Annotated in this window: 26 protein-coding genes; 6 read left to right on the plus strand and 20 right to left on the minus strand. The window is 32.3% G+C overall.

Features of this window, described 5'->3' with window-relative positions:
- Positions 1–194: 194 nt before the first annotated feature.
- From pheT to LQ598_RS04220, 5 genes are all read right to left on the minus strand, one after another.
- A complete protein-coding gene (gene pheT, locus LQ598_RS04200; protein WP_107559305.1) occupies positions 195–2600 on the minus strand; it encodes a phenylalanine--tRNA ligase subunit beta in 2406 nt (801 codons plus the stop codon).
- A complete protein-coding gene (gene pheS / locus LQ598_RS04205) occupies positions 2600–3658 on the minus strand; it encodes a phenylalanine--tRNA ligase subunit alpha (protein ID WP_016912837.1) in 1059 nt (352 codons plus the stop codon). The genes pheT and pheS overlap by 1 nt, the downstream gene beginning before the upstream one ends.
- Positions 3659–3954: 296 nt before the next feature.
- Positions 3955–4695 carry a TrmH family RNA methyltransferase gene (locus LQ598_RS04210; RefSeq protein ID WP_016912838.1) on the minus strand — a complete coding sequence of 247 codons (741 nt, stop codon included), beginning with the start codon at positions 4693–4695 and terminating at the stop codon, positions 3955–3957.
- Between the two features lie 192 nt (positions 4696–4887).
- Positions 4888–5061, minus strand: coding sequence for a 50S ribosomal protein L32 (gene rpmF, locus LQ598_RS04215; RefSeq protein ID WP_016912839.1), 174 nt, complete (start codon positions 5059–5061; stop codon positions 4888–4890).
- Positions 5062–5099: 38 nt separating this feature from the next.
- Positions 5100–5645 carry a YceD family protein gene (locus LQ598_RS04220; RefSeq protein WP_016912840.1) on the minus strand — a complete coding sequence of 182 codons (546 nt, stop codon included), beginning with the start codon at positions 5643–5645 and terminating at the stop codon, positions 5100–5102.
- A 125-nt stretch (positions 5646–5770) separates the two neighbouring features.
- Here LQ598_RS04220 and LQ598_RS04225 point away from each other — a divergent pair, with 125 nt between their 5' ends.
- Positions 5771–6925 (plus strand): nucleotidyltransferase, encoded by a 1155-nt coding sequence (locus tag LQ598_RS04225; RefSeq protein WP_107556846.1) that lies wholly within the window; start codon positions 5771–5773, stop codon positions 6923–6925.
- A gap of 175 nt (positions 6926–7100) precedes the next feature.
- On the opposite strand, the gene coaD is transcribed toward LQ598_RS04225, so the two are convergent.
- Complete coding sequence (gene coaD, locus LQ598_RS04230; protein ID WP_016912908.1) at positions 7101–7595, minus strand: pantetheine-phosphate adenylyltransferase; 495 nt, start codon at positions 7593–7595, stop codon at positions 7101–7103.
- Entirely contained in the window at positions 7588–8142 is a 555-nt protein-coding gene (rsmD, locus tag LQ598_RS04235) for a 16S rRNA (guanine(966)-N(2))-methyltransferase RsmD (protein WP_107559303.1), read from the minus strand. Before rsmD ends, coaD begins: the two co-directional genes overlap by 8 nt.
- Before the next feature lie 81 nt (positions 8143–8223).
- On the opposite strand from rsmD, the gene LQ598_RS04240 reads away from it, so the two are divergent.
- A complete protein-coding gene (locus tag LQ598_RS04240; RefSeq protein ID WP_016912906.1) occupies positions 8224–8613 on the plus strand; it encodes a DUF7147 family protein in 390 nt (129 codons plus the stop codon).
- Between the two features lies 1 nt (position 8614).
- On the opposite strand, the gene LQ598_RS04245 is transcribed toward LQ598_RS04240, so the two are convergent.
- The gene (locus LQ598_RS04245; protein ID WP_107556843.1) at positions 8615–8881 is read right to left on the minus strand and encodes a DUF2129 domain-containing protein; all 267 of its coding nucleotides are present in this window, start codon (positions 8879–8881) and stop codon (positions 8615–8617) included.
- Positions 8882–9040: 159 nt separating this feature from the next.
- Here LQ598_RS04245 and LQ598_RS04250 point away from each other — a divergent pair, with 159 nt between their 5' ends.
- Positions 9041–9955 (plus strand): glycerophosphodiester phosphodiesterase family protein, encoded by a 915-nt coding sequence (locus tag LQ598_RS04250; RefSeq protein ID WP_016912904.1) that lies wholly within the window; start codon positions 9041–9043, stop codon positions 9953–9955.
- 57 nt (positions 9956–10012) lie between these two features.
- Here the strand turns inward: LQ598_RS04250 and LQ598_RS04255 are convergent, their stop codons facing one another.
- Positions 10013–10453 (minus strand): YlbF/YmcA family competence regulator, encoded by a 441-nt coding sequence (locus LQ598_RS04255; protein WP_103322634.1) that lies wholly within the window; start codon positions 10451–10453, stop codon positions 10013–10015.
- A 14-nt stretch (positions 10454–10467) separates the two neighbouring features.
- On the minus strand, positions 10468–11535 hold the full coding sequence (locus tag LQ598_RS04260) for a CAP domain-containing protein (RefSeq protein ID WP_107556842.1): 1068 nt from the start codon (positions 11533–11535) through the stop codon (positions 10468–10470).
- A gap of 168 nt (positions 11536–11703) precedes the next feature.
- On the opposite strand from LQ598_RS04260, the gene LQ598_RS04265 reads away from it, so the two are divergent.
- Together LQ598_RS04265 and ytvI are read left to right on the plus strand one after the other, a co-directional pair.
- A complete protein-coding gene (locus tag LQ598_RS04265; protein WP_016912901.1) occupies positions 11704–12075 on the plus strand; it encodes a YugN family protein in 372 nt (123 codons plus the stop codon).
- An 85-nt stretch (positions 12076–12160) separates the two neighbouring features.
- Positions 12161–13207 carry a sporulation integral membrane protein YtvI gene (gene ytvI, locus LQ598_RS04270; protein WP_103322632.1) on the plus strand — a complete coding sequence of 349 codons (1047 nt, stop codon included), beginning with the start codon at positions 12161–12163 and terminating at the stop codon, positions 13205–13207.
- A 143-nt stretch (positions 13208–13350) separates the two neighbouring features.
- Here ytvI and LQ598_RS04275 read toward each other — a convergent pair whose 3' ends face one another.
- The 7 genes from LQ598_RS04275 to cyoE all read right to left on the minus strand — a co-directional run bounded on the left by LQ598_RS04275 (position 13351) and on the right by cyoE (position 19839).
- The gene (locus LQ598_RS04275) at positions 13351–13812 is read right to left on the minus strand and encodes a DUF420 domain-containing protein (protein WP_016911334.1); all 462 of its coding nucleotides are present in this window, start codon (positions 13810–13812) and stop codon (positions 13351–13353) included.
- A gap of 11 nt (positions 13813–13823) precedes the next feature.
- Positions 13824–14777 (minus strand): cytochrome c oxidase assembly factor CtaG, encoded by a 954-nt coding sequence (gene ctaG, locus LQ598_RS04280; RefSeq protein WP_107556841.1) that lies wholly within the window; start codon positions 14775–14777, stop codon positions 13824–13826.
- A gap of 160 nt (positions 14778–14937) precedes the next feature.
- Positions 14938–15291, minus strand: a complete 354-nt coding sequence (locus tag LQ598_RS04285) for a cytochrome C oxidase subunit IV family protein (RefSeq protein ID WP_016911332.1) — start codon at positions 15289–15291, stop codon at positions 14938–14940.
- 1 nt (position 15292) lies between these two features.
- Complete coding sequence (locus tag LQ598_RS04290; protein WP_016911331.1) at positions 15293–15922, minus strand: cytochrome c oxidase subunit 3; 630 nt, start codon at positions 15920–15922, stop codon at positions 15293–15295.
- Positions 15922–17823: a cytochrome c oxidase subunit I gene (gene ctaD / locus LQ598_RS04295; protein WP_016911330.1), complete on the minus strand. Its 1902-nt coding sequence runs from the start codon at positions 17821–17823 to the stop codon at positions 15922–15924. The genes LQ598_RS04290 and ctaD overlap by 1 nt, the downstream gene beginning before the upstream one ends.
- Before the next feature lie 23 nt (positions 17824–17846).
- Entirely contained in the window at positions 17847–18914 is a 1068-nt protein-coding gene (coxB, locus tag LQ598_RS04300; RefSeq protein WP_016911329.1) for a cytochrome c oxidase subunit II, read from the minus strand.
- 37 nt (positions 18915–18951) lie between these two features.
- Positions 18952–19839 (minus strand): heme o synthase, encoded by an 888-nt coding sequence (gene cyoE, locus LQ598_RS04305; RefSeq protein ID WP_220453611.1) that lies wholly within the window; start codon positions 19837–19839, stop codon positions 18952–18954.
- Positions 19840–20214: 375 nt separating this feature from the next.
- On the opposite strand from cyoE, the gene LQ598_RS04310 reads away from it, so the two are divergent.
- Positions 20215–21126 (plus strand): COX15/CtaA family protein, encoded by a 912-nt coding sequence (locus LQ598_RS04310; protein ID WP_107556838.1) that lies wholly within the window; start codon positions 20215–20217, stop codon positions 21124–21126.
- Positions 21127–21178: 52 nt separating this feature from the next.
- Here the strand turns inward: LQ598_RS04310 and LQ598_RS04315 are convergent, their stop codons facing one another.
- The 3 genes from LQ598_RS04315 to LQ598_RS04325 form a co-directional block, all read right to left on the minus strand.
- Positions 21179–24628: a pyruvate carboxylase gene (locus tag LQ598_RS04315; RefSeq protein WP_103322629.1), complete on the minus strand. Its 3450-nt coding sequence runs from the start codon at positions 24626–24628 to the stop codon at positions 21179–21181.
- 137 nt (positions 24629–24765) lie between these two features.
- The gene (locus LQ598_RS04320; RefSeq protein ID WP_107556837.1) at positions 24766–25965 is read right to left on the minus strand and encodes an FtsW/RodA/SpoVE family cell cycle protein; all 1200 of its coding nucleotides are present in this window, start codon (positions 25963–25965) and stop codon (positions 24766–24768) included.
- Between the two features lie 66 nt (positions 25966–26031).
- Positions 26032–26307, minus strand: a complete 276-nt coding sequence (locus LQ598_RS04325; RefSeq protein ID WP_016911324.1) for an Fpa/YlaN family protein — start codon at positions 26305–26307, stop codon at positions 26032–26034.
- Positions 26308–26409 lie beyond the last annotated feature (102 nt).

Below are 26409 nucleotides of genomic sequence, written 5' to 3' on the forward strand. Positions count from 1 at the left end.
TGTTACTCATAACACTTAGTTGGCAAGTTATATTAGCCATTGTTATTATCTGCTACTTAATCTGGTTTATCGGCAAACAACTTATCAAAATCACAAATAAGAATAAAAAATAAGTAAAAACCACAGTAATCTGCAAAACTTACAGATTACTGTGGTTTTATTAAATATATACGTGTTTCATATGTTCGAATTAATTATGCTCTTAAAGTAGCACCTTGTTGTTCTAATGCTTCTAATATTTGATTATGAACTGATGAAACTTTTTCTTCTGTTAAAGTTTCAGTAACATCTAAATAATCAATTCGAATTGCTACTGACTTCTTACCTTCTTCCATATGTTCACCTTCATAAACATCAAATACTTCAGCATGGTTCAGTATATCAGCACCATTTTCATTAATTGTGCTAATTAATGTAGATGCCGTTACTTCAGTATTTACCACTAATGCTATGTCTCTAGATACGCCAGGGAATCTAGGAATAGCTTCATATTCTATTTTACCGACTGGTTGTTCTAACACTTTTGTAAAGTTTAACTCAAAAACATAAGTACGGTCTAAGTCATTTTCTTTTTCTACCTTAGGATGCAATTCTCCTATTAAACCTACTACTTCATCATTTAATTTAACGTACGCTGTTCTACCTGGATGCAACAAGTCTAATTTCGCCGCTTCAAATGTGAATGAAACGTTTAATTGCTCTGCAATACGTTCTACAATCCCTTTAACTAAAAAGAAGTCTACAGGTTCATCTTTTTGTTGCCATTTATTACCTGTATATTGACCCGTTAATATACCACTTAAAAATTCAACTTCTGTAGGTAATTGATTTTCTCCATTACTATAGAAAACTCTGCCTAGCTCATATAATGCTACGTTTTTATTTTTTCTAGCTACGTTATAACGCGTTGCATCTATTAGTCTTGGTAATAAACTTTGACGCAATACGGCTTGATCTTCACTCATAGGCATCATAAGTTCTACAACTTCTTGTTCCTCAAGTGCGTAATCTTTAGCAACATCTTTATGAACTAATGAATACGTAATGGCTTGATCTAATCCAGCACCTTCAAGTATTTCTTTAACTTTACGTGTTTTAAGTTGATTATCTGTTAAATATCCAGCTGTTGTACTTTCAAAGTTTGGTAAAGTTGATGGTAATTGATCGTATCCATAAATTCTTGCAACTTCTTCTATTAAGTCTGCTTTAATAGAAATATCATTTCTTCTTGAAGGAACGTTAACTTCAAATGAATCTTCTGACACGTTTGTCGCAAATCCTAAACGGTTAAAAATAACATTTATCTCTTCAGTTGAAAGTTCAAATCCTATTAATTGATTTACATCATGAGTAGAGATTTCAATTGTTTTAGATGTTTCAGGTAAAGTACCATCTGACACAACTTCACTGAGTACTGTGCCACCTGCAATATCTTGTAACAAGAATGCTGCTCTATTTAAAGCATCTATAACTCTTTCACTTGCGATGCCTTTTTCGAATCTACTTGATGCTTCACTTCTTAAACCTAATCTTCTTGAAGTTTGTCTTACATTTGTAGCATTAAATATCGCACTTTCTATAACGACATTTTGTGTTTTGTCTGTTACTTCTGAGAAATCTCCACCCATAACACCAGCAATTGCAATCGGTTCTGAACCATTTGTAATGACAACATCAGAAGCAAGTAATTCTCTTTCAACACCATCTAGTGTAGTGATTTTTTCATTTTCTTGTGCATAACGCGCAACAATTTGTTCTGATCCAATGTGATCTTGGTCAAACATATGTAGAGGTTGACCATATTCTAATAGAATATAATTCGAAATATCAACTACATTATTTATTGGACGAATTCCAGCTTTCATTAATCTTGATTGTAACCAAGTTGGTGATGGTGCAATCGTAACATTCTTAACTACTCTAGCTGCGTAATAAGGTATCGCTTCTTCATTTTGAACCGCAACACTAATCTCTTGAGTTGCTTTTTCTGGCGCTTCAGTTAAATCTGTATTTGGATATTTTATTTCATTACCATACAGTGCACTCACTTCATGTGCTGCACCTAACATACTTAAACAATCTGCTCTGTTTGGTGTTAAATCAAAGTCCATCACTTCATCATTAAGCAATAAAGCTTCTAAAGCATCGCTACCAGGAGTCGGTTCATTAGAAAATACATAGATTCCGTCAGCATATTTTTTAGGCATGACATTAGCATCTAAACCTATTTCTTGTAAAGAACAAATCATACCTTCAGAAACTTCGCCTCTTAATTTCGCTCTTTTAATTTTAACGCCACCAGGTAAACGTCCACCAACTCTAACTACAATTACATATTGGTCTACATCAACGTTAGGTGCACCACATACGATTTGTACGGGTTCTTCTTCCCCAACATCTACTTTACATATATTTAGTTTATCAGCTTCAGGATGTTTTTCTTTTGATACAACATGTCCTACAACTAATTTTTTAATATCTTCACCGTATTTTTTAATGCTATCTACTTCTATACCACTTCTTGTTATTTTCTCAGCTAATGCATCTATATCAGCATCTATTTTAATATATTCATTTAACCATTCTTTACTCACTAACATTATGCTTCACCACCATCTTCTACAGGCTTAAATTGCTCTAAAAATCTCACGTCATTTGTATAGAAATGTCTAATGTCTTCAATTCCATATTTCAACATCGCCATTCTGTCTGGTCCTAAACCAAAGGCAAAGCCTGAATATTTACTTGAATCAAATCCTGCCATTTCTAATACGTTTGGATGTACCATACCTGATCCTAGTACTTCAATCCATCCAGTTTGTTTACATACATTACAACCATGACCTTTACATTTAAAACATGAAACATCCACTTCTACAGAAGGTTCTGTGAATGGGAAGAAACTTGGTCTTAGTCGAATTTCACGATCAGCACCAAATAGTTTACGTGCTAATAATTCTAACGTTCCTTTAAGATCACTCATTTTAATATTTTCAGCAACAACTAAACCTTCAATTTGCGTGAATTGGTGACTATGTGTCGCATCATCAGAGTCTCTACGATATACTTTACCCGGACAAATAATTTTAACTGGTCCAACGCCATTACGCTTTTCTAAAGTTCTAGCTTGAACTGGAGAAGTATGTGTACGCATTAAAATTTCTTCTGAAATATAGAAAGTATCTTGCATGTCACGTGCTGGATGTGATTTTGGTAAGTTTAAAGCTTCGAAATTATAATAATCTGATTCTACTTCATAACCTTCAACGATTTCATAACCTAATCCTATGAATAAATCTTCTAAATCTTCATTTATTTTAGTAAGAGGATGTTTCGCACCTAAAGTCACTTTTCTACCAGGCAATGTTACATCAATCGTTTCGTTTTCTAGTTGTGCATTTAAGGCTTCTTCTTCTAAAAGCACTTTTTTAGCTTCAATTTCTATTTCAACTGCTTTACGCACTTCATTAACGAATTGGCCAAATTCAGGTCTTTCTTCTTTAGGTAATGCTTTCATTTCTTTCATAAGACCTGTTATAACACCTTTTTTACCTAAATAATTCACTTTTACATCTTGTAACGCTCTTTCAGCTTTTGCCTCGTTAATTCTTACAAGGGCTTCTTGTCGTAATTCAGATAATTTCTCTTGTAATGACATATATATCCTCCTATTTAGTCGAAAAAAAAGACTTCGCCCCCTCATAATAGAGGGACGAAGTCTTCCGTGGTACCACCCAAATTTATACATACTTATGCATACACTTATATGTTGATAACGGATCTACATTCCGACTTAAATTTCTTTAAGTAGCTAAAAGGATGAAAAAAATTAAGTTACGACATAGGATCTCTCAGTCTAGAATCCTTTCCCTAATTATGCGTATCCATTAATTTACGTCCCTTTATAAGCTCATATTGATTATGAAATCATTATATTAAATATTATATCTTTGGTCAACCTTTCAAATGGTAAAGTAATATGCCACAAGATACAGCAACATTTAAACTTTCAGCTTTTCCATAAAGAGGAATGTTGAGGTTTTCTGTAGTTTGGTTCAATAATTCTTCTTCAACTCCAGCACCTTCGTTACCCATGATTAAAGCGAAGTTTTCTTGGCTTTCAATTTCTTTATAGTGAACTGCATGATTCAAACTTGTGCCATAAGTGTTACCTTCAAATTTTTCGATAAATTCATAAATATCTTCTTCAACTACTGGTAAGTGAAATACACTACCTTGAGATGCGCGCAATACTTTATCTTGATAAGGATCTGCACTGCCTTTTGAATATACAACAGCGTCCATTCCAGCAGCATCAGCATTACGAATCAATGCACCCATATTGCCAGGATCTTGCACTCTATCTAGCACAAGCACTTGTTTAAAATTGCTTATTTCATATGTTGGAAGTTCAACGACAGCAAAAATCCCTTGTGGTGTTGTTGTATCCGATAAAGATTCAGCCACTTTAAAGTTGATAACGTATGACTCATCCGCATATTGAACAATTTGATCGTCAACTCTTGAATAATCAACAGCTAATAAAGAAACGATTTTAAGTTTGCTATTATAAGCTTCTTCAACCAGATGGAAACCTTCAATTAAAAATTGACCTTGTTTAACACGTTCTTTTTTCTTCTTTAGCTTATTCATTTGTTTAATTTTATTATTTTGTACTGAAGTAATCTCTTCCATAAAAACTCCTCATGTTCTATATAGACTTATATACCTAGTATATATGAAAAAAACCTAATTTAATAGAATATCTTTCATAATGCATACATACCACGATATTCACTATTGCCCTTTTAAAATTTCATAAAAAAAGACTGCCGATAATATCGACAGTCTGAAACGTCCTTATTCAGGATATTTACATATAACTTATTATTTAGAAACGACTTCTTTACCTTTGTATGATCCACAAGCTTTACATACACGGTGAGATAATTTCATTTCTCCACAGTTTGAACATTCTACCATACCTGGTACTGAGATTTTGAAATGCGTACGACGTTTTCTCTTAGCTGATTTTGAAGTTCTTCTAGCTGGAACTGCCATGTCTTATTCCTCCTTAAATTTTATAAACACTTGTCCGATTATTTTTCGTCATCGAAGAATTGTTGTAATTTTTGAAGTCTTGGATCAACTGATTTTTCAGTTTCTTCCACTGAATCATCGGTTGACTCAAATTGATCTTCGCCAATAACTTCCCAACCATTGCCTGCCATTGATATATTCTCACTTTCTTCAGAGAACACTTGTAATGGTTTCTCTAAAATGACAAGTTCTTCAATAATCGGTAATAAATTAATCATGCCACCTTCGAGTTTATGCCTCAAATCGTCATCATCTTCATCATTACTTTCACTGAACTCGTCTAATTCAAATATTTCTACGGATGTAGTATCGAATGGTAGCTCTACTGGCTTTAAAGTACGGGCACATGGTAACGTCAATACACCACTAATGTCAAGATTGACAATTATCTCATGCATTCGCACTTGAGCGTCTCCTGTTACTTTTATTGGAGATATATCGATAAGTTCATCTACCCTATCGGTAAGATAATTCATATCGATTTCTTTATCAAAAGTAAATGGTTCGTTTTGGTTTTTTTTAAGTTGCGTTATTGACCACTTCATCTGGGTTCACCTCTTACAAACACAAAAATTATTGTAACCTTAACGACAATGTTTGTCAAGATTTTTTCTTAACATTCATTATCTGATACAATACTAATGATGAAGTGAAACGGGAGGAAATGCAAATGAAAAGTGTTGCTTTAATTACTGAATACAATCCATTTCATAATGGGCATGTTTATCATGCGGAGTCTTCTCGAAATAAAACGAATAGTGATGTGACAATTTCTATTATGAGCGGTTCTTTTACTATGCGTGGAGAACCTGCTATTTTAAATAAATTCAAACGTGCTGAAATGGCGATTCAATATGTAGATTTAGTCGTAGAATTACCACTTGTATATGCCATTTCTTCAGGTGACTTGTTTGCAAAAGGTGGCGTCCAAATTGCAGAACAACTTCAATGTGATGCATTATCTTTTGGAAGTGAGTCAGGAAATATTGAAGATATAAAAAGTGCCATTCACCAAATTGAACAATTGACTAAAGATGACAGATATCAAAGCATGATTAAAGAAGGTAAATCCCATCCTAGAATTATTGCTGAATTAGTTCAAGATACGCACTTACTTAAAGGATCTAACAACCTTCTCGCTATAGAATATGTTAAGCACATTATGCAAAATAACCTATCCATTAAACCTGTTACGATACAAAGAAAAGATAATATGTATTTAGATCCAGACTTAAATAGAACGACGCATATTTCAAGTGCAACCTCTATCCGAAATGCTTATTTTAATCATGAAGAAAATTATAAACTCAGTTTACCTCAAACAAGTTCTGAGATTTTAAGTCAATCTAATGGTCTCAATTGGGAGCATTTCTTCACTTTATTAAAATGGACTATTTTAAGATCAACCCATGAAGAATTAAGAGAAATCTATATGATGACTGAAGGTTTAGAATATAAAATCAAAAAAGAAATTAAAGATAGCACCAATTTTGAAATGTTTGTCAAAAGGCTAAAATCAAAAAGGTATACTTGGACACGATTACAACGTCTGTTGACCGCTATATTATTAAATATTAAAACAGTCGACGTCATAAATTATGAACCATCAGCAATTCGTGTACTCGCAATGTCTCAAAAAGGTCAGGCATATTTGAAATCCATTAAAGATCAATGTCCCCTTCCGATTATTACAAATGTGAATAAACAATCCGCATCTTATTTCACAAATGAAATAAAAGCTACAGAGTTATACCAAATGATATCAGGTGACACCGCAACAGATTTCAACCAGCCAGTATATATCAAAGGTCTGGGACATAAATAACCATTCTCAAAATAAAGATTTCTCATTAGGTTAGTCTAGTGAAGAGATCTTTTTATATTTTAAAATCTTACGATATTTAAATGAAACAAGCAAAAAAGACAAAAAACAAACCAAACGTTTGTCCACGTTTAGTTTGTCCACGATATGACGCATGATAAATATCATGCGTTTTTGATTATGATTCTTTATTTTTAATTTTTTCTTTTAATGCTTTATTTACATTTTCAGGTACGAATTCTGAAATATCGCCATGAAATTGTGCTACTTCTTTTACAACACTTGAACTGATAAATGAATAATTATTATTTGTCATCATATATAATGTTTCAATATCATCATCTAGTTTCTTGTTCATAGATGTCAGTTGCATTTCATATTCAAAGTCACTAACAGCTCTAAGGCCTCTTACAATAGTTGTAGCATTAATTTCTTTACAAAAGTCAACGAGCAAACCATGAAATGAATGGACCACTATATTCGGTACGTCTTTTACCGCTTCTTCGATTAGAACAACGCGTTCATCGGTTGTGAACAGCCCTTTTTTAGATGAATTCTTTAATACCGATACATGAATCTCATCAAATATTTTAGCGCTTCGTTTAATGATATCAATATGTCCCAATGTAATTGGATCAAAGCTACCTGGAACAACTGCTATTCTCTTAGTCATTGTTTTCTCCTTTTGTTAGCAAAATTACGTGAGTAAGTCCATATTCATATTTCTTGAGAACCTCAAACTTACCTGTATCTATTTTTTCACTTTTATCAAATTCGCAAATTATTGTACCATTTACATTTAATAAGTCAAATGCTTCGATTTTTTCTAATGAACGATTAATTAACTCTTTCTTATATGGTGGGTCTAAAAATATATAATCAAATTTTATGTCGCGTTTATTTAAAGCTTTCAAAGCTCTATTTGCATCATTTTTATAAACTTCGAATTGCGTATCTGGTATATGTAATGTATTTAAGTTTTCTTTAATTATTTTTGTAGCTTTAAAATTACCATCTACAAAAATAACCTTACTTAATCCTCTAGATAATCCTTCGATACCTAAACCACCACTACCTGCGAACAAATCTAATCCTAATCCTTCTATGTCTTGTAGAGCATTAAAAATATTTTCTTTCACTTTATCAGTGGTCGGTCTAGTTGATTGACCATCTATCGTTTTTATATGTAATCTTTTATATTTTCCACCTATTACTCTCAATTTTAATCATCACTTTCTTTATTATTAATTATTATTTATACTTAGTGTTGTAGTATATTAACGAAAACGAGGGTTATAAAAATGAAACAATCATTTATCGTCATTGGTCACGGTCTAACAGATTTATTTGAGTTCCAAACATTAATTGAATACAATCACGAACGTATTTCCGACATTTTAATGTTGCACACACCATTATCTCAAGAAAAATTATCTTCTGCATGTATCATTATGAAACCAACAGAAGGTAAGCATTTCCAAGCCATTTATACAATTTTAGATGGATTTAAATATCCATATCCAGAATCTAATAAAAAATTCGATTTAATTACTGAATGGGCAAATGAATATAATATCCAAATTAAAGGGTTGGATGTAAAGCCTCGCTCTGATTTTGCAGAAGATGAACTTTACTTCGCTTATTTAAAAGGTGTATTACGACTTGAGCGTTATTTGCCACCACTTCAGTAAATTAAAAATTCAAATATTCTTTTTTATCCGTTTTAGTATTTGAATAATCTCTTTTAACGTATTTAAATGGTGATACGTTAACATCTTTAACATATTTAAGTTTCATTAAGTGTTGAACAGTATCATCTATTTTATCTTCGTTAGTATATAACATGACATACTGCTCTTTTTTATTTGAATGATATATATTACCAAATTTACGCAGTTGTCTTTCGTGTTTCATATTTTTTAAATATACAATTATACTAATTCGTTCAACTAGCTCCATTACAATATCCTCCTTACGCTTTTTATTTTTATATTAGCATTTTATAGAAGATGATGGAAGAAGATAACTTCATACAACAAGTGACTTGCTTTTCTATCTTATACCAATTTGATAGAATATATATGAGTCTTTATTTGCATTTCGAAAGGATTGGATAAAATGTCAAAAAATAATTTATTAAAAACAACAGGTCTTATCGGAGGCATCGTTGCGGGTTCATGGGTAGTTACAAAATCTACTTCAAACGTTAAACCGCGCAAAATCAAACCATTCTTCACACAACCAGCTCCGTATGTCTTTGCACATCGGGGAGGTATGGCTTTAAGACCAGAACACACACGTTTAGCTTTTGATCATGCATTAAAGTATGAAGTAACTGGATTCGAAGTCGATGTACGTCTTACTAGAGACGAAGTACTTGTTGTCACACATGATGACACTGTAGATAGAACGAGTAATGGTTCTGGCTTTGTAGGTGATCACACATTAGAAGAATTACGACAATTAGATTTTGGTTATCACTTTAAAGATATCAATAACGAACATCCATATAGAGGGGATGACAAAGCTAAAATTGTTACTTTAAAAGAACTATTAACTGAATATCCAGATGTATTGGTTAATATCGATATTAAAGATCATCCTGAATCATACACAGGAAGTTTAGCACCTTCTCATTTATTCCGAGTTATTTCTGAATTAAAAGCTGAAGATCGTGTTAATATTACAAGTTTTTATGATGAACAAATAGAAAGATTTAACTTATATGCACAAGATTCTATTTCATTAGGAACTGGTCAAAATGAAGTGACAAAAGCATTTTTAGCTTATCACTCAGGGTATGGTCACACTTACCAACCTAAAACAGATACTTTCCAAATACCCGCACAATCTAAAGGGCTACCCTTAGATTCTAAAGGATTTATTCAATTTTTAACTTCACTTAATATTTCCGTTGCTTATTGGGTAATTAATCAAATAGATACAATGGATGACCTAATCCAAAAAGGTGCACATACAATTGTAACTGACCGTCCAGATACGGCACATTTTTTAATTAAAAAACAGTATTAAAAAGAAAAGGAACTTTCTACTAGATATAATCTAATGGAAAGTTCCTTTTTTATTATCTTAAGATGAACATCCGCAAGAGCCACCAGTTGAACAACTATCACCATGGCTGTCACTACTGAAAAATGGATTACCCGTATCAACTTTAACATTGTTTGAAACAGAGTAAGATACAATGCTTATAACCTCGTCTAATAAGTTTTGTAGTGCTGTTTCTTTAGTTTTGAAGTTAGATACTACAGGATGCATTTCATATGCTCTTTTTTGCTGTCTCGTTTCTTTCATAACTCTATTATAATCAGGATGATATCTTCCGAATCGCAGACAATCATCATAATGTGATTTAATTTGATCAAATTTCTGTTTTAAAATTCTCACTTCTAAATCTGTTTCAAGTCTATATTTTGCTTCTTGATATTCTTGATAAATATCTGATTCTTTTATACATGCACTGAGTTCATCAGATTGATCTAGTATGTGAACTGTTTCTACTGTAAACATAATATGAGACCTCCTTATTTTTTATTCTCTTTAAAAACAAGTGAATAGTATTCGCGTGAATTACCAGCACCAAACTCATCATATTGACTACCTAATAATTTTTCTCTATAAGTATTATTATTCAACCAACTATTAATTAAACTTGGTACATCATAGTAATTATATGCTAAGTTTTGGTTAATTGCTTCGTATTCAATTTTTTGATTGTTGATATGTTTCATTATACCATCTTCTAATGATTTAACCGCTTCTTCTTCATCAACATCATCTTCTATTAAGTCGGCTTCTAATTGCGTAATGTATGTTAATTGATCATTCATTTCTAAAGGTTTAACACCCTTCATTTTTCTGATTTCATTTACAATTTCAAGAAGAGATAAATCTTTATTCATGTGTGATTGGAAGTTTTGTTTATCTGTTCGATTGAGTTTGTGATCTTTATCTCCTGATATTTTCGACATTGAGAATGGTGCGTTTTCAATAACAACATTTGAATCCATAAATTGTACACCCATGACTTCATTTGTTTCACTATCGATTAAGACTTGAGCATACACATTGCCATATTTAATCAGTAACTGTGTCTTTATATCTCTTTCTGAAAGCTCAAGTTGATATTTACCGTATGAACTATCGACAACAGGTTCCATATCTATATTTGTTCCATTAAAGAATTTTGTAGCATCTTGTTTGATTTTTATCGGAGAAACATTAACTTTGTTTCCTGTAGCAAATACTGATGAAACTTTATTATTTTTAGTCGAAACTAAATAATAATGTTCTTTATTTTTAAAGACATAATTTTTTCTATCATGCTCTGCCTTATATACCCTATCTGGTTGGCCTAAATCGTTAATGACGTCGTCTATATTTTTATAAATATATGTACCTACGCCCTCTTTCAACTTGGCATTGCCAGTTGATTTTTCAGCTTGTTGCTCATAATAATTTTCATTTGCTTTGTCATGTGAATAGTTAGGATTCTTCAAGACATCAAATTCTAATTTAGGCGAATAGAATAAATAAAAGAGTACAATGATTAAAATAGTTATTGCTACAACTTTAATAATAATATTTTTCAACTATTTACCTCCTCTTTTATTTCTAACATTAATTATATCATTTTACAGTAAAACTTTTAGTTAAATCAATCTAAATCTTAATATTCTTGTTAAATTTAAATGTACATTGCAACATTGAAGCTTTTATCATAAAATATACATAAAGGTACATAGAGGGAGGAAAAATACATGGTATTTGATAATACAGGTCTTGAAAAGGTAATCATTGAACAAGAACTATTAAAAGATGTTATGAATAAGCATGGTTTTGCTGCTGGAGGACATTGGGATTATGAACGCATCACTTATGATTTTAAATACGAAATAAGTGAAGGTATTTATTACTTAAGAATTCCAGGTTATGCACTTAAAGGGGACATCGGTGCTAATAACGCAACAATTCAATTAATGGATCCTTATCTAGGTAAACATTACTATCCAACTGGTGTAGAATACGGTGATGACGAAGTTTATCCAGATAATTTAGTTGCACATTGCAATTTATTAATTGAACGTATCACGTCAGAGATTAAAGCATTAAACACATTAAGTGCTCATTAATTATACAATTCCAAAAGATATAATCGGAGACGTGATTTTTCACGTCTCTTAATTTATATCTAAGTTAAGTAAAGAGGTCATAATTATGAAAAAATGGATAAACAAACGTAACGTCAGTATATTTATCATCATATTTCTATTTATACTATTTATTTATTTTATTATTCCAATATCCATACCTTTAATTTTAGCACTCATTATTGCGCTTGCATTAAATCCTTTAGTTAACAAATTGACACATAAAATTAATAGTCGAAAATGGAGCGTAGCGCTTATATATTCACTTATGATTACAATAACAGGATTTGTTATATATTTATTTTCAACAAAGTTAATTGATCAAATCGTGCTATTTATAAAAGATTTGCCTAATAAAATAAATATCTTAATAACAATTATTGAACAATACGATGACAAAATGAAAGCCGTGCTACCTGATGAAATGGCTGTAACGATCAATAAAGAACTCCAAAATTTTGTCGCAACATTGAGGGATTCCATCACGCATTATTTTAGCGTACAAAATATAACAGAGGTTGTTTCATCGTTACCTGGATTTATTATCAGTCTTGTAGTATTTCTTGTAGCACTATTTCTATTTATGTTAGAAATACCGAACATTCATAACTTCATAAAAAAACACTTATACCCTTCAACTTATAGAGAAGTGTTTAAAATATATAACAAAATTGGACATTCTATAATCGGAATGCTTACAGCAAGTATTGTTTTAAGCTTTATTACATGGGTGTTTACTTATGTAGGACTCCTCATAATCGGAGTGGACTCAGCATTTGTCATTAGCCTGTTTATATGGTTTATTGACTTGCTACCAATCATTGGCGCGACAGGTTTAACAATACCATGGGCTATTTATGCATATATCGTTGGAGACCCTACTTTAGGTATTCAACTGATTATACTTTCTATTATATTATTAGTACAAAGAAAGATATTAGAACCAAAAATATTTGGTACAGGTGTTGGTTTAACACCGCTACCTACTTTAATCTCAATGTTTATCGGATTAAAATTACTAGGATTTTTAGGATTTTTTGTCGGTCCATTATTTTTAATCATTATCAAAACAATTTTAGAATCAGGATTTATTAAAACAGACTTTAAAATATAAAAATAAGAGTCTGGCACATACTATTTCCCCGGGCGTCAGCACTTTACAAAATCAGAAATATAAAAAACACCCAATCCGAAAATGATTCCAACGGATTGGGTGTTTTATTTTAAGTTGAGATTTATGTCCAAAACTCTTTTAATTTAATGTCCTAAGATTGCTTTTATCATTGAAGTTGTTTCGCCACCGTGGTAGAAAACATATAATAATAAATAAACTGCAACACCTGTAATGGCTGTAAAAAACCATATTATAGATGTAATTGGTCCAAATTTACGATGTTGGTCCAATTTGTTTTTCAATCCTAAATATATTGTGTATATTCCCATCATTGCCCCAACAGTAGCAAGCGTAATGTGGAAAATTAAGAAAACAGTATAATAAATTTTGATACTATCGGGTCCGCCGAAAGAAGTGTTGCCGATAAATATTGTTCTACTAGCATAAATTGTGAAAAATATTATGGCAGCAACTGCAGCAGACAACATAAATTTTTTATGTGTTTCTATTTTTTTTTGAGAAATAAAATACCATCCTATAGCTACTAAGACTGCACTTAATACTATAAAAGTTGTACTAATTGTAGGTAATATAGGTAAGTTCATTTTCATACATCCTATCTGAATTGTTTGTATAAAGCTCTTTGTTCTTGTAATTTTTTCAAGCTATCATCGGTAATCTGTTTTTCATTTTTTCGTTCATAACGGAACCATTTTATAAATATGATATATAAATAGATACCGAATACGATTTCTTGCATTACTTTCATAATGACGCCACCAGTTTGCTGGTCTTCTAATGGTGTAAAGTTTGTGAAGTATTCAGGACCAGATAAGCCTGTACCTTGGACGACAGCGTTCAAAGTATCTGCAGGTACACATAGAGTCATTGCGCCTAACCATGCCTCTCCTGACGTGTATGTGTCATACATAGCGTTTCCACTAAAGATAATTAAACCACATGATGGTGTTAATAACACGCCGATGAAGAAAATATAAAGTATCTTTTTGATATTAGACATATGATTTTCTTCAGGTATATGTCTATTAAATATTGGATGCCACATAAACCAAGCACTAATGAATAAAATAATAGTGTATAAATCATGCAATACAACATCTTGTTTTAAAGTATCTAATACTAATGGTATATGGTATACAGAGAACAAACCATTAAAAAGAAATATCGCTAAAATAGGCTTAGTAAATAAATGAACTATTTTATTGATAACAGGCAGTCCTTCTACGTATTTCACAATGTATTCAGGAATCGCAAAGAATAACATTGGCGCAATAATTAGAAACAGCACTGCCATTTGAAGCATATGAAAACTAAATATAATGTGAGAAAGCAGATCTATCGGTCCACCTTCTAATAAATATATAGATAGCATCAATATGACAAATAAAATTGCCTCTCCTTTTTTTAATGGTCTACCTCCTGGTATATCTTTATACCATTTCCCACAAATCAAAAAGTATAAAACAATAACGCATAATACCCCTACAAAAAAGAACGGAGTCCAATTTGCCCAAAATCCAAATATTGATATTGAGGTTAAGTTACCCATAATCACACTTCCTCATAAAGTCATTACTCTTATTATAAAATTTAATGCTCAGTTAAACAACCCAACTATATAAATAGTTATGACAATGATATGACCAAATAATGAAAAGGATAAAAAGACTCAAAAACTTATATAACAAAGTTTTTGAGTCTTAAAATCATTATTTTGTTTTAACAAATAATGGATCGCCTAACCATACAATATAGATAAATGTTACAACAAATGATAATCCAAAGAATATACCTGTAATCATAAACAATTTGGGCACACCATGTTTTTCAGCTTTCATATGCATGAAATAATAGAATTGTAACACGACTTGTAAAACTGCTAATCCTAAAATTACTGGAATAACAAATTCTTTAGGAAGTTCTGCAGCTACTAATGCGAAAGCAATAAATGTAACAAAAATCATAATCGAAAAGTTCGTAACCTGCATACGCATTTCTTTTGTACTTTTACGCTTTTTATATGCTTTTAGTAATTGTGCGTCATGATTTAATTGTTGGCTCATATTATCCTAACGCTCCCATCAAGTATACTACTGTAAAGATAAACACCCATACAACATCAATAAAGTGCCAATACAAAGCAGCAGTATTAAATTTATGTGCATTATAAATACTTAAACCTCTACCCTTATTACGGATGACAAGTAATGACAACCATACTAGACCAATAACTACGTGGAAACCGTGTGTTCCTACTAAGAAGTAGAATGCACTACCAAAGGCACTTGAACGGAATGTATGACCTTGATGTACGTATTCCACGAATTCATAAATTTCTAGTCCTAAGAATCCTAAACCTAATAATACGGTAATGCCTATCCATATAAACAAGCCTTTAGCATTAAAGTTACGCATGTGATATAAAGCATAAACACTTGTTAAAGATGATGTTAATAATAACATCGTCATTACGAACGCTAATGGTAGATGGAATAAATCTTTAGCTAATAAATGATCTTCACTTGGCACAGCATCCTTCAATGCTAAGTAAGTTGCAAATAATGAAGCAAATAATGCAACCTCTCCACCTAGGAATATCCAAAAACCTACAAGTTTATTTTTTCCTTCCATTGATGCTGTTTCAGGATGTTCTGGCCAATTGTCAGCAGTAAATTTAACTTCTTCATGTGACATTAACGTTCACCTCTTTCATACTCTAATAACTCTTCTTTAGAAATATGATGACCGTGATCATCTTTAAGTGATCTTACAATCATACTTCCTGCAGTAATACCTAAACCAAGAATAAGTACGTATACTGCCCAAGGTTTTTCATTTAAATCTTTCACTGCATCTAAAGCCCATTCTTTACCATCTGCAAAATACATTGCACCAAATGATGCTACAAATAGTCCGAAAGCTTGCATAAATGGAACTATTGAATTATTAGGCATGTGTATCTCATCAAGAGATTCAGCAGGAAGTATTTTTCCATCACCTTGTGTTTTTTCAACCCATAATGCATCTAAACCACGCACTAAAGGTGTTTGTGCAAAGTTGTAATGCGGTGTAGGTATTGGCAATGACCATTCTAGAGTACGGCCATCTCCCCAAGCATCTCTACCAACTTTTTCACCTTTAATCAATGTCATAACCACGTTAGTTAGTAAAATAACGACAGCTACTGCCATAAATAAAGCACCAATTGAAGATACTAAGTTTGGAATATCATATCCTTGTCCTGGTAAATATGTAAATACTCGACGAGGCATACCCCAAAGTCCTAAGAAATGTTGGATTAAGAATGTTAAATGGAAACCAATTAAGAATAACCAGAATGAGATTTTACCTAATTTTTCACTTAACATTTTTCCAGCTATTAACGGGAACCAATAATGTAATCCACCTAATATTCCAAGTACAACACCACCAACGATAACGTAGTGGAAGTGAGCAACGATAAAGTATGAGTCATGTAATTGATAGTCAGCAGGAGCTGATGCTTGCATGACACCTGTTACCCCACCCATAACGAATGATGGAATGAAGAATAGTGAATATAACATAGGTGTTGTAAATTCTACACTACCGCCCCAAACAGTGAGCAACCAGTTAAAGATTTTAACACCTGTTGGTACTGCAATTGCCATAGTCGCAACCGCGAAAATAGCATTGGCAACTGGGCCTAAACCTACTGTGAACATGTGGTGAGCCCATACCATGAATCCTAAGAAACCGATTAATACTGTTGCGAATACCATCGCTGAATAACCAAACAAACGTTTTCTAGCGAACACAGGTATAATTTCTGAGAATATACCAAATGCTGGTAATACTAGAATGTAAACTTCTGGGTGTCCAAAGATCCAGAATAGATGTTCCCAAATAATTGTGTTACCACCTTGAGAAGCAACAAAGAATGATGTCCCAAACATTCTATCGAATATTAATAAGAAAAGACCGATAGTTAATGGTGGAAACGCAAATACGATTAATGTTGAAGCAACAAATGTTGTCCAAGTCATTAAAGGCATACGCATATACGTCATACCAGGTGCTCTCATGTTAACAATTGTTGCTACAAAGTTGATACCAGCAATTAATGTACCAGCACCTGAAATTTGTAGACCAAGAGCATAGAAGTTAATTCCATGTCCTGCAGATTCAAGAGACAAACTTGCATAAGATGTCCAACCTGCATCTGGTGCGCCACCTAAGATCCAAGATAAATTTAAGAATATTCCACCAAATAAGAATAACCAAAAACCTAATGCATTTAAAAATGGAAATGCAACATCTCGTGCACCAATTTGTAATGGAACAACAGCATTCATAAAGCCGAATAGCAATGGCATGGCAGCTAAGAATATCATCGTTGTACCGTGCATCGTTATAATTTCATTAAACAGACCAGCTGACACAAAGTCATTTTCTGGAACTATTAACTGGATACGGATTAACATTGCTTCTATTCCACCAACGGCAAAGAATAATCCCCCAGCAATTAAATATAAAATAGCAATTTTTTTGTGGTCAACTGTTGTTAAATAGTCCCAAACAGTTGATCCAAACCCCTTTTTACTTTGAGTAGACACTAGAGTAACCTCCCTTTCAATTCTTACTTATCAACTTTTCTTTCCATTAAGTAGGCAGATAAAGCATCAATGTCTTCATCAGAAACTTTGTATTGACCAGTCATTTTATTACCAGGTTTAACACTTTCTGGGTCTTTAATCCATTTCTTAAGGTTTTCTTCATCATGTTTTAAGTAACCAGCAATTAAATCACGATCACCAAAGTTAGTAAGGTTAGGTCCTTTAGCACCTTCTCCTGTTGGTGTAACAGCGTGACATCCGGCACATGATTTATTAAATACCTTTTCACCTTCTTTAGCTTGACTACTCGTAGCAGCTACAGGCTTATCAACAGATTTCATATCTTTAACCCATTTGTCAAAATCATCTTGTGGTAGGGCTTTCACTTTAAAGTCCATTAATGCATGTGATGGTCCACATAGCTCAGCACATTTACCATAGAATAGATTTTTAACTTCTTTAGCTTTTTTATCATTGAATTCTAAGTAGAACTTATTAATACCTTCTACGTTAGTATCCAGTTTCCCTCCAACTGCAGGTACCCAGAATGAGTGTTTAACGTCAGCAGAATGTAATCTGAAGTAAACTTTTTTATCTGTTGGTACTACAAGCTCTTGGCTGGTAACAATTTTTTCATTTGGATAACTAAACTCCCACCAATAAAGGTTAGCAGTCACATCAATAACAAGTTCCTTACTTTTACCTTTTTCATCTACTTTATCTATTGCTTTCGTATCTCCAAGAGAGAACGTAAGCATAACAGTAGGAATAGCAAGAATAATAAGTAAAATGATTGGAATGATTGTCCAAACTAATTCTAATTTGTGATTTCCTTCCACATCTTTAGGCACAAAATCTTCACCTAATTTTTTTCTGCGGAATTTAATCATTGCTAATAAGAAAATAACAACAACTATAACAATAACAAGCAACATAATGCCTATTGAAAGCATTAATAAAAAGAATTGTTTATCAGCAACTTCACCAGCTGGTCGAAGCACTGATAAATGTGGTTCGCCACAACCCGCTAAAATAAATAGCAGTGTAGCAAGCAAACCGAACATTTTCGTGTTTTTTAAACGTGTCTTCATTCGTTTAACCCCTCTTTCATGCATTCATTCATATTATTTATATCAATTGTATAACAGTAACTAATACCGTCATTACAAAGAAAATAACAAGATAATTTAATGAAAAAACAAACATACTCGTAGCCCATTTTGATTTGTTTATTTCTTTTTTAAATCCATATAAAGCTAATAACATCCACGCTAAATTGAGTATTGTTGCAATAACAATAAACACAATACCTAGTTGAGCCATCAAGAACGGTAGTGGCAATAAAAGAACTACCCAAAGTAACATACTTAATCGCGTTCTCTTGAAACTTTTAACTGATGGTAACATCGGTATATTAGCTAAGGCATATTCGTCTTTACGACGATAAGCTAAAGCATAAAAATGAGCAGGTTGCCATGCAAATAACACTAAAAATAGCGTCCATGCTAATGGGCTTAATGCTGGATCAATACTCGACCAACCAATTAGTGGTGGTATTGCGCCAGGAAAACTACCTACTACAGTATTCCATACGGTATGTCTTTTAGACCAAATTGAGTACAATACGACATATCCAAATATACCAAGTAATCCAATTATCCCTGTTGGAATATTAATCATGAATAATAAAATTTCACCCACAACCATTAAACCAAAACTTAATTGAATTAAATGGCGATCACTAATTCGTCCATTAACAGTTGGTCTCTTTTGTTTAGACGGCATGATAGAGTCAATATCCTGGTCGTAGTAATTATTGATAGCACAAGCTCCACCCATAATGAGTGTTGACCCTGCAATCATTAATAATACAACAGGCAAACTTTGGAAGAAGTTAAATCCACCAAAAACTATTGCAAGCCATGCACCTGCAAATGTTGGGATCAGATTCCCTTGAACAAGGCCCATTTTAATGATGGCTTTAATTTCATATAACGTGAGACGTCCTGTATCCATTTCTTTTTCAGAAGTCACACTATATTGATTTTGTTGCAATTTTGTCCCTCCTTCCATTATCTTTCACATATAACTCAATGATATATGAAAATTGTCACATAATCTATACATTTTTGAAACAAAATTTTGACATTTTATTACTTGTAATCAGTTCGCATAAAAAGTCATTATTGTGTAACATTTACAATGCTCATTCATTGTTATACTATAGATATTAGTGTTTAAATTATAATCGTATTAAGGTAATAATAATTGTTAATACGTTGTTCTCTTAAATTCTATCATATTTTTAAATATAAATAAGGTTTATTTTTGAATATAGCCCATTTTATAGTACTTTAAATATGAATTTAAATTTTACTTGAGGTGTTCGTATTGTTTACTGATAAATTTTTAAAATGGCTATCGACTTTAGCGACAATTGTCATGTTATTTGTCCAACTAGGTGGAGCTTTAGTAACAAAAACAGGATCTGCTGATGGCTGTGGGAGTTCTTGGCCGTTATGTAATGGGTCTTTCATTCCTTCAAATTGGCCAATTGAAACGATTATTGAATTAGCTCACCGAGGTGTATCTGGATTAGCACTTATATTAGTATGTATGCTCGCATATATAAGTTGGGTCAAAATCGGATATATCAAAGAAGTTAAGCCGCTTTGCATAACAAGTATTGCATTCATTTTTGCACAAGCTCTTATAGGTGCAGCTGCAGTTATTTGGCAACAAAATGATTTCATTTTATCTTTACATTTTGGAATATCGCTCATTAGTTTTGCTTCAGTATTATTACTTACATTGATTATTTATGAAATTGATCAAAAATTCGAAGCAAAAAGTTTAATAATAGATAATTATTTAAAATTTCACACTTACGCTGTAACAACTTTCATTTACATCGTCATTTATTCTGGCGCTTTAGTAAGACATGCAGATGCAAGTTTAGCATGTTTAAGTTGGCCGCTTTGTCAAAATGGTAATGCAGGATTACCTCAGAACTTTTATGAATGGGTTCAAATGTCCCATAGATCATTAGCATTTATCATATTTATTTGGATATTATACATTTTCATCTATGCATTTAAAAATTATGCACAATATCGTGTCATTAAATATGGTTGGACTTTAGCCTTTACATTAGTTTGTTTACAAGTTACAACTGGTGCTTTATCAGTCATAACGAGAGTGAATTTATTTATCGCGTTATTACACGCTTTATTTATTACAATGTTATTTGGATTATTATGTTATTTCATCATGTTAATCGTACGATCAAAACGAAAAAATTAATCATTAAAAAGAAGGCTTGGGTTATAAATACCCAAGCCTTCTTTTTTGTATCTTATTCTGATTTATCTATCGTTATGATTAAATCGTGTGTTTGAATACTATCACCTGCTGATACGTAAATATTACTGATTGTTCCATCATATGGTGCTTGAATTGTTGTTTCCATTTTCATAGCTTCAGTAATAATTAATGCATCACCTTGTTTAACTTCATCACCTTGTTTAACTTTAACTTCAGATATTGTTCCAGGCATTTGCGCTCCAATGTGAGATTCATTGCTTAAATCTGCTTTTTGAAGTACTGCTTCTGAAACTTTTACATGTTCATCTTTAACATATACTTTTCTTGGCTGACCATTTAATTCATAGTATACCCAACGATGTCCATCTTCATATACATGACCAATAGAAAGTAATTTAACGATAAGGATTTTACCTTTATCTATCGTAATTTCTACTGTTTCATTCTTAGCCATACCAAACAAGAATGTCGGCGTATCTAATAATGACAAGTTACCAAAACTTTCGTACGTCTTAATATATTGCTCATAAACTTTAGGGTAAATTGCATAACTTATTAAGTCTTGTTCTGTCACTTCACCTTGTTGTTTAGTTTGTAGCTCTTCACGTAAAGCATCAAAATCAACAGGTTCTAATAATTCTCCAGGTCTTTGTTCGATTGCTTTTTGACCTTTTAAGATTACTTTTTGTAATTCTTTATTAAATCCATTTACTGGTTGACCTATTTCACCTTTGAAGAATGATACGACTGATTCAGGGAAATCTAATGAGTGACCTCGCTTAATAACACTTTCTTCATCTAAGTCATTTTGGACCATGTATAAAGCCATATCACCTACAACTTTTGAAGATGGTGTAACTTTAACAATATCTCCAAATAATAAGTTAACACGTTTATACATGTCTTTAACTTCATTAAATCTTTCACCTAAACCTAAACTTTTAGCTTGTTGGCTCAAGTTCGAATATTGTCCACCAGGCATTTCGTGTTGATAAATTTCTGTATGTGGTGAACGTATATCACTTTCAAAGTCTGAATAATAATTACGAACTGTATCCCAATATTGAGATAATCTTTCTAGTCCATCTATATTCGTTCTTACATCTCTTTCGTTACCACTTAAAGCATAGTATAAAGAGTTAGCAGAAGGTTGAGATGTTGTACCACTCATACTTGCAACAGCTGTATCAATTACATCTACCCCTGCGTTAATAGCACTTTGATATACTAATAAACCATTTCCACTTGTATCATGTGTGTGTAAATGAATTGGAATATCTATTTGTGTTTTTAACTCACTGATCAACTCATATGCAGCTTTTGGTTTTAATAAACCGGCCATATCTTTAATTCCAAGAATATGAACACCTTCACTTTGTAATTCTTTAGCTAAGTTGATGTAATAATCTAAAGTATAGACACTAGATCTTTCCGGATTTAAAATATCACCCGTGTAACAAATAGCTCCTTCAGATATTTTACCTGATTTTTGTACCGCTTCGTTAGCTACTTTCATTTGATCTAACCAGTTTAGAGAGTCAAATATTCTAAATACATCTATTCCTGCGTCCGCACTTTCTTTAACAAACTTTTCTATAACATTATCTGGATAGTTTTTATAACCTACAGCATTTGATGCTCTTAACAACATCTGGAATAAAACGTTCGGAATTTTTTTGCGCAATCTCGTTAAACGTTCCCAAGGATTCTCTTTTAAGAAATTATACGCTACATCAAATGTTGCGCCACCCCACATTTCTAAAGAAAATGCGTCATTTAAATATTTCGCAGTTTCAGGTGCAATTTGCAACATATCATACGTTCTCATACGTGTTGCCAATAATGATTGATGTGCATCTCTAAATGTTGTATCTGTTAACAATACTTCATTTTGCTCTTTTAACCACTTGCTCACACCTTCAGGTCCTTGTTGCTCTAATATTTGTTTAGTACCTGATAAAGCTTTTATTTCTTCATCCGTTACTTCTTCTATTTTAAATTTTTCAAAATGTGGTTTTTCCCGTTTTTCAACACTAGGGAAACCATTAACGGATATATTTCCAATATATTGTAATGTCTTAGTTCCTCTATCTCGTGATGGCGTTATATCAAATAGCTCTGGATTGATTTCTAAGAATTTAGTTGTATATGTTCCTTTGGCAAATTTCTCATGGTTAACGACATTATATAAGAACGGTATATTCGTTTTAATACCTCTTATTCTCATTTCTTTCAGTGAACGTAACATTTTTTCAGTTGCTTGTCTTAATGACATTGCATGAGTTGAAACTTTCACTAATAGCGAGTCATAGTATGGTGAGATTTCTGCGCCTTCAAATCCATCACCAGCATCTAGTCTAACTCCGAAACCACCACTTGAACGGTAAGCAATAATTTTACCTGTGTCTGGCATAAAGTCATTTAATGGATCTTCTGTCGTAATACGACTTTGAATTGCAAAACCTAAAGTTGTAATATCTTCTTGTTGTGGCATTTCAATTTTATCACCGAATAAAGGTTCGCCTTCAGCTACTAATATTTGAGTTTTAACGATATCTACACCCGTTACCATTTCAGTTATTGTATGCTCAACTTGCACACGTGGGTTAACTTCAATAAAGAAGAACTCATCTCCTGAAACTAAAAATTCTACCGTACCTGCGTTGACATAACCAATTTTTTTCATTAAATCTAATGCAACATTACAAATACGATGTCTTAGTTCATCACCTAGTGATACAGATGGTGCTACTTCTACAACTTTTTGGTGTCTACGTTGAACGGAACAATCTCTTTCATATAAATGAACAAGATTTCCATGTTCGTCACCTATTACTTGTACTTCAATATGTTTAGGTTGATCTATGTATTTTTCGACATAAACTTCGCTATTACCAAATGATTTTCCTGCTTCAGATTTAGCACGTTGGTATGAATCTTCTAATTCACTTGCGTCGTTTACGATACGCATACCTTTACCACCGCCACCAGAGATCGCTTTAATAATTACTGGAAATCCGCTTTGTTTAGTAAATTCTTCAACTTCTTCAAATGATTCTACAGAACCTTCAGTCCCAGGTATAACTGGCACACCAGCTGCAATAGCCGTTTCTCTTGCTTTAATTTTATCACCAAACATATCTAAGTGCCTTAGTTCTGGCCCTATAAATTTGATGCCTTCTTCAGCACATCGTTTGGCGAACATTTTATTTTCACTTAAGAAACCATATCCTGGATGTATCGCATCAACATCTGCTTTTTTAGCTACTTTTATAATCGCTTCTATATTTAAATAACTTTCTGTTGGTCCTAGATTTTCATCAACTAAATATGATTCATCCGCTTTATACCTATGTAAAGCACCTAGGTCTTCATTAGAATAAATTGCTACCGTTTCTATATCTAATTCTGTTGCTGCTCTAAAAATTCTGATTGCAATTTCGCCTCGATTGGCTACTAATAATTTGTTTATTTTGCTCATGTTTGGAGGCTCCCCTCAATGTATTTGAATATTCTAAAAACAATATATTACTCTATTATATTAAAAAAACGGATTATATTCTACTATAATCCGTTTTTTTCATATAATTTATTAATTTCACTGATTAAATATGCATTTTATTTGTTTCTATGAGATTCATCAATTCTAATTTGTTTTGCCGTTAAAAGTAATATTCCAGTAGCTATACTTAAACTCAACATGGACGAACCACCGAACGTCATAAATGGTAATGGGACACCTGTTAATGGAATCGTTCCAGAAATACCTGCTAAGTTTACAAATGTTTGTACGCCAATATAACTTGAGATCCCTACACATACAAGTTTGAAGAAATATGAATCTGTAAGTGCAGCATATAAAAATCCTTTATATACAATAAAGAACAATAATCCAAGAATAAATAATACACCGACTAAACCTAATTCTTCAGCAATAACTGCAAAGATAAAATCTGTATGTGGCTCAGGTAAGTAACCTAACTTCATAATACCATTACCTAATCCTTTACCAAAAATGCCACCATTGCCGATTGCTAACAATGAATTAGCTAAATGATAACCGATGCCACTTTCATAATTAAATGGATTTTCTAATACGTGAAAACGGTCTGCTTGGTGCTGGGATAGTATACCGCCTTTAAATATAATACTAAAAATGATCAATAATACTACACCAGCAAAAATGGGACCCGACCATTTTAAAATAGCTTTAATACCTATACCAGAATAAGCGAAAATACATAACACTATCATACATAATATAAGAGCTTGTCCAGTATCATTTTGTAGTAAAACTAAACCAATACAAGTACCAATTAAAAATAATGGCATCATGAGTGCGAGCTTAAACTGTTTGAGTCGATTTCGTCTTCTATCAATAATAAAAGATAAATATAAAATCATCGCTACTTTAAGAATTTCTGAAGCTTGTAAATTCATAAAGCCAAGATTAATCCAACTTTTCGCACCATTTATCTCAGTACCAATTAATAATGTCAGTATTAACAATCCGAAAATCGTAAATATTACAATTTGTTGTACACGTTTATTTTTCAAAATATTAATGTGCATAAAGTATGACATGAAAAACACTATGGAAAATCCAGCAATACAATACACTAACTGTCTTACGAAAAAGTATGTACCTGATACAGGTAATCCACCTGTTAACGTTCCTTTTGTAGCTGCTACCATACTTGCACTATAAACCATCACTAAGCCAATGAAAGATAAAATGATATACGTAATTAACAATGTGAAATCTATGTATTTCGAGTAATTTTTAATGTAGCGAAAAAACATCTTAATATAGTCCATCTACTCATTCCAATTCTAAAAAAATAAGTCTAAAGAAAGATTTCTCCTCTCTAGACTTTGTATCATTTAAGCATTTGTGAAAGCATCATGCAATTTAGATAGTTCCTTTTCTAAACTTGCCATAAGTGTCTGACCCTTTTCTCTATCAACAAGTCCAATTTGTACTGCAAAATCTACTTCCTTTTGAAGACCAAACATTTGCGTATCTAAAACTTCCTCATATAAAGGACATTGTGGCATAGTTAAATTGTCCATTTGTACCTTTATTAACTGGAGGATTTTTTCAGAATCGTTATATAATTGGTCATATGCCTTTTGACAAATTTCTGAATCGTTATGCATGACATACTCCCCCTTAATCTTTTTAGTTTCTATACTTATAAAATTTTAGACTAGAAATGTGAAAATTGCAAGCGAAAACAGAAGGTTATTAATTACAAATAT

It is taken from the genome of Mammaliicoccus sp. F-M27 (genome assembly GCF_022387115.1).
Classification (GTDB): Bacteria; Bacillota; Bacilli; order Staphylococcales; family Staphylococcaceae; genus Mammaliicoccus; species Mammaliicoccus vitulinus.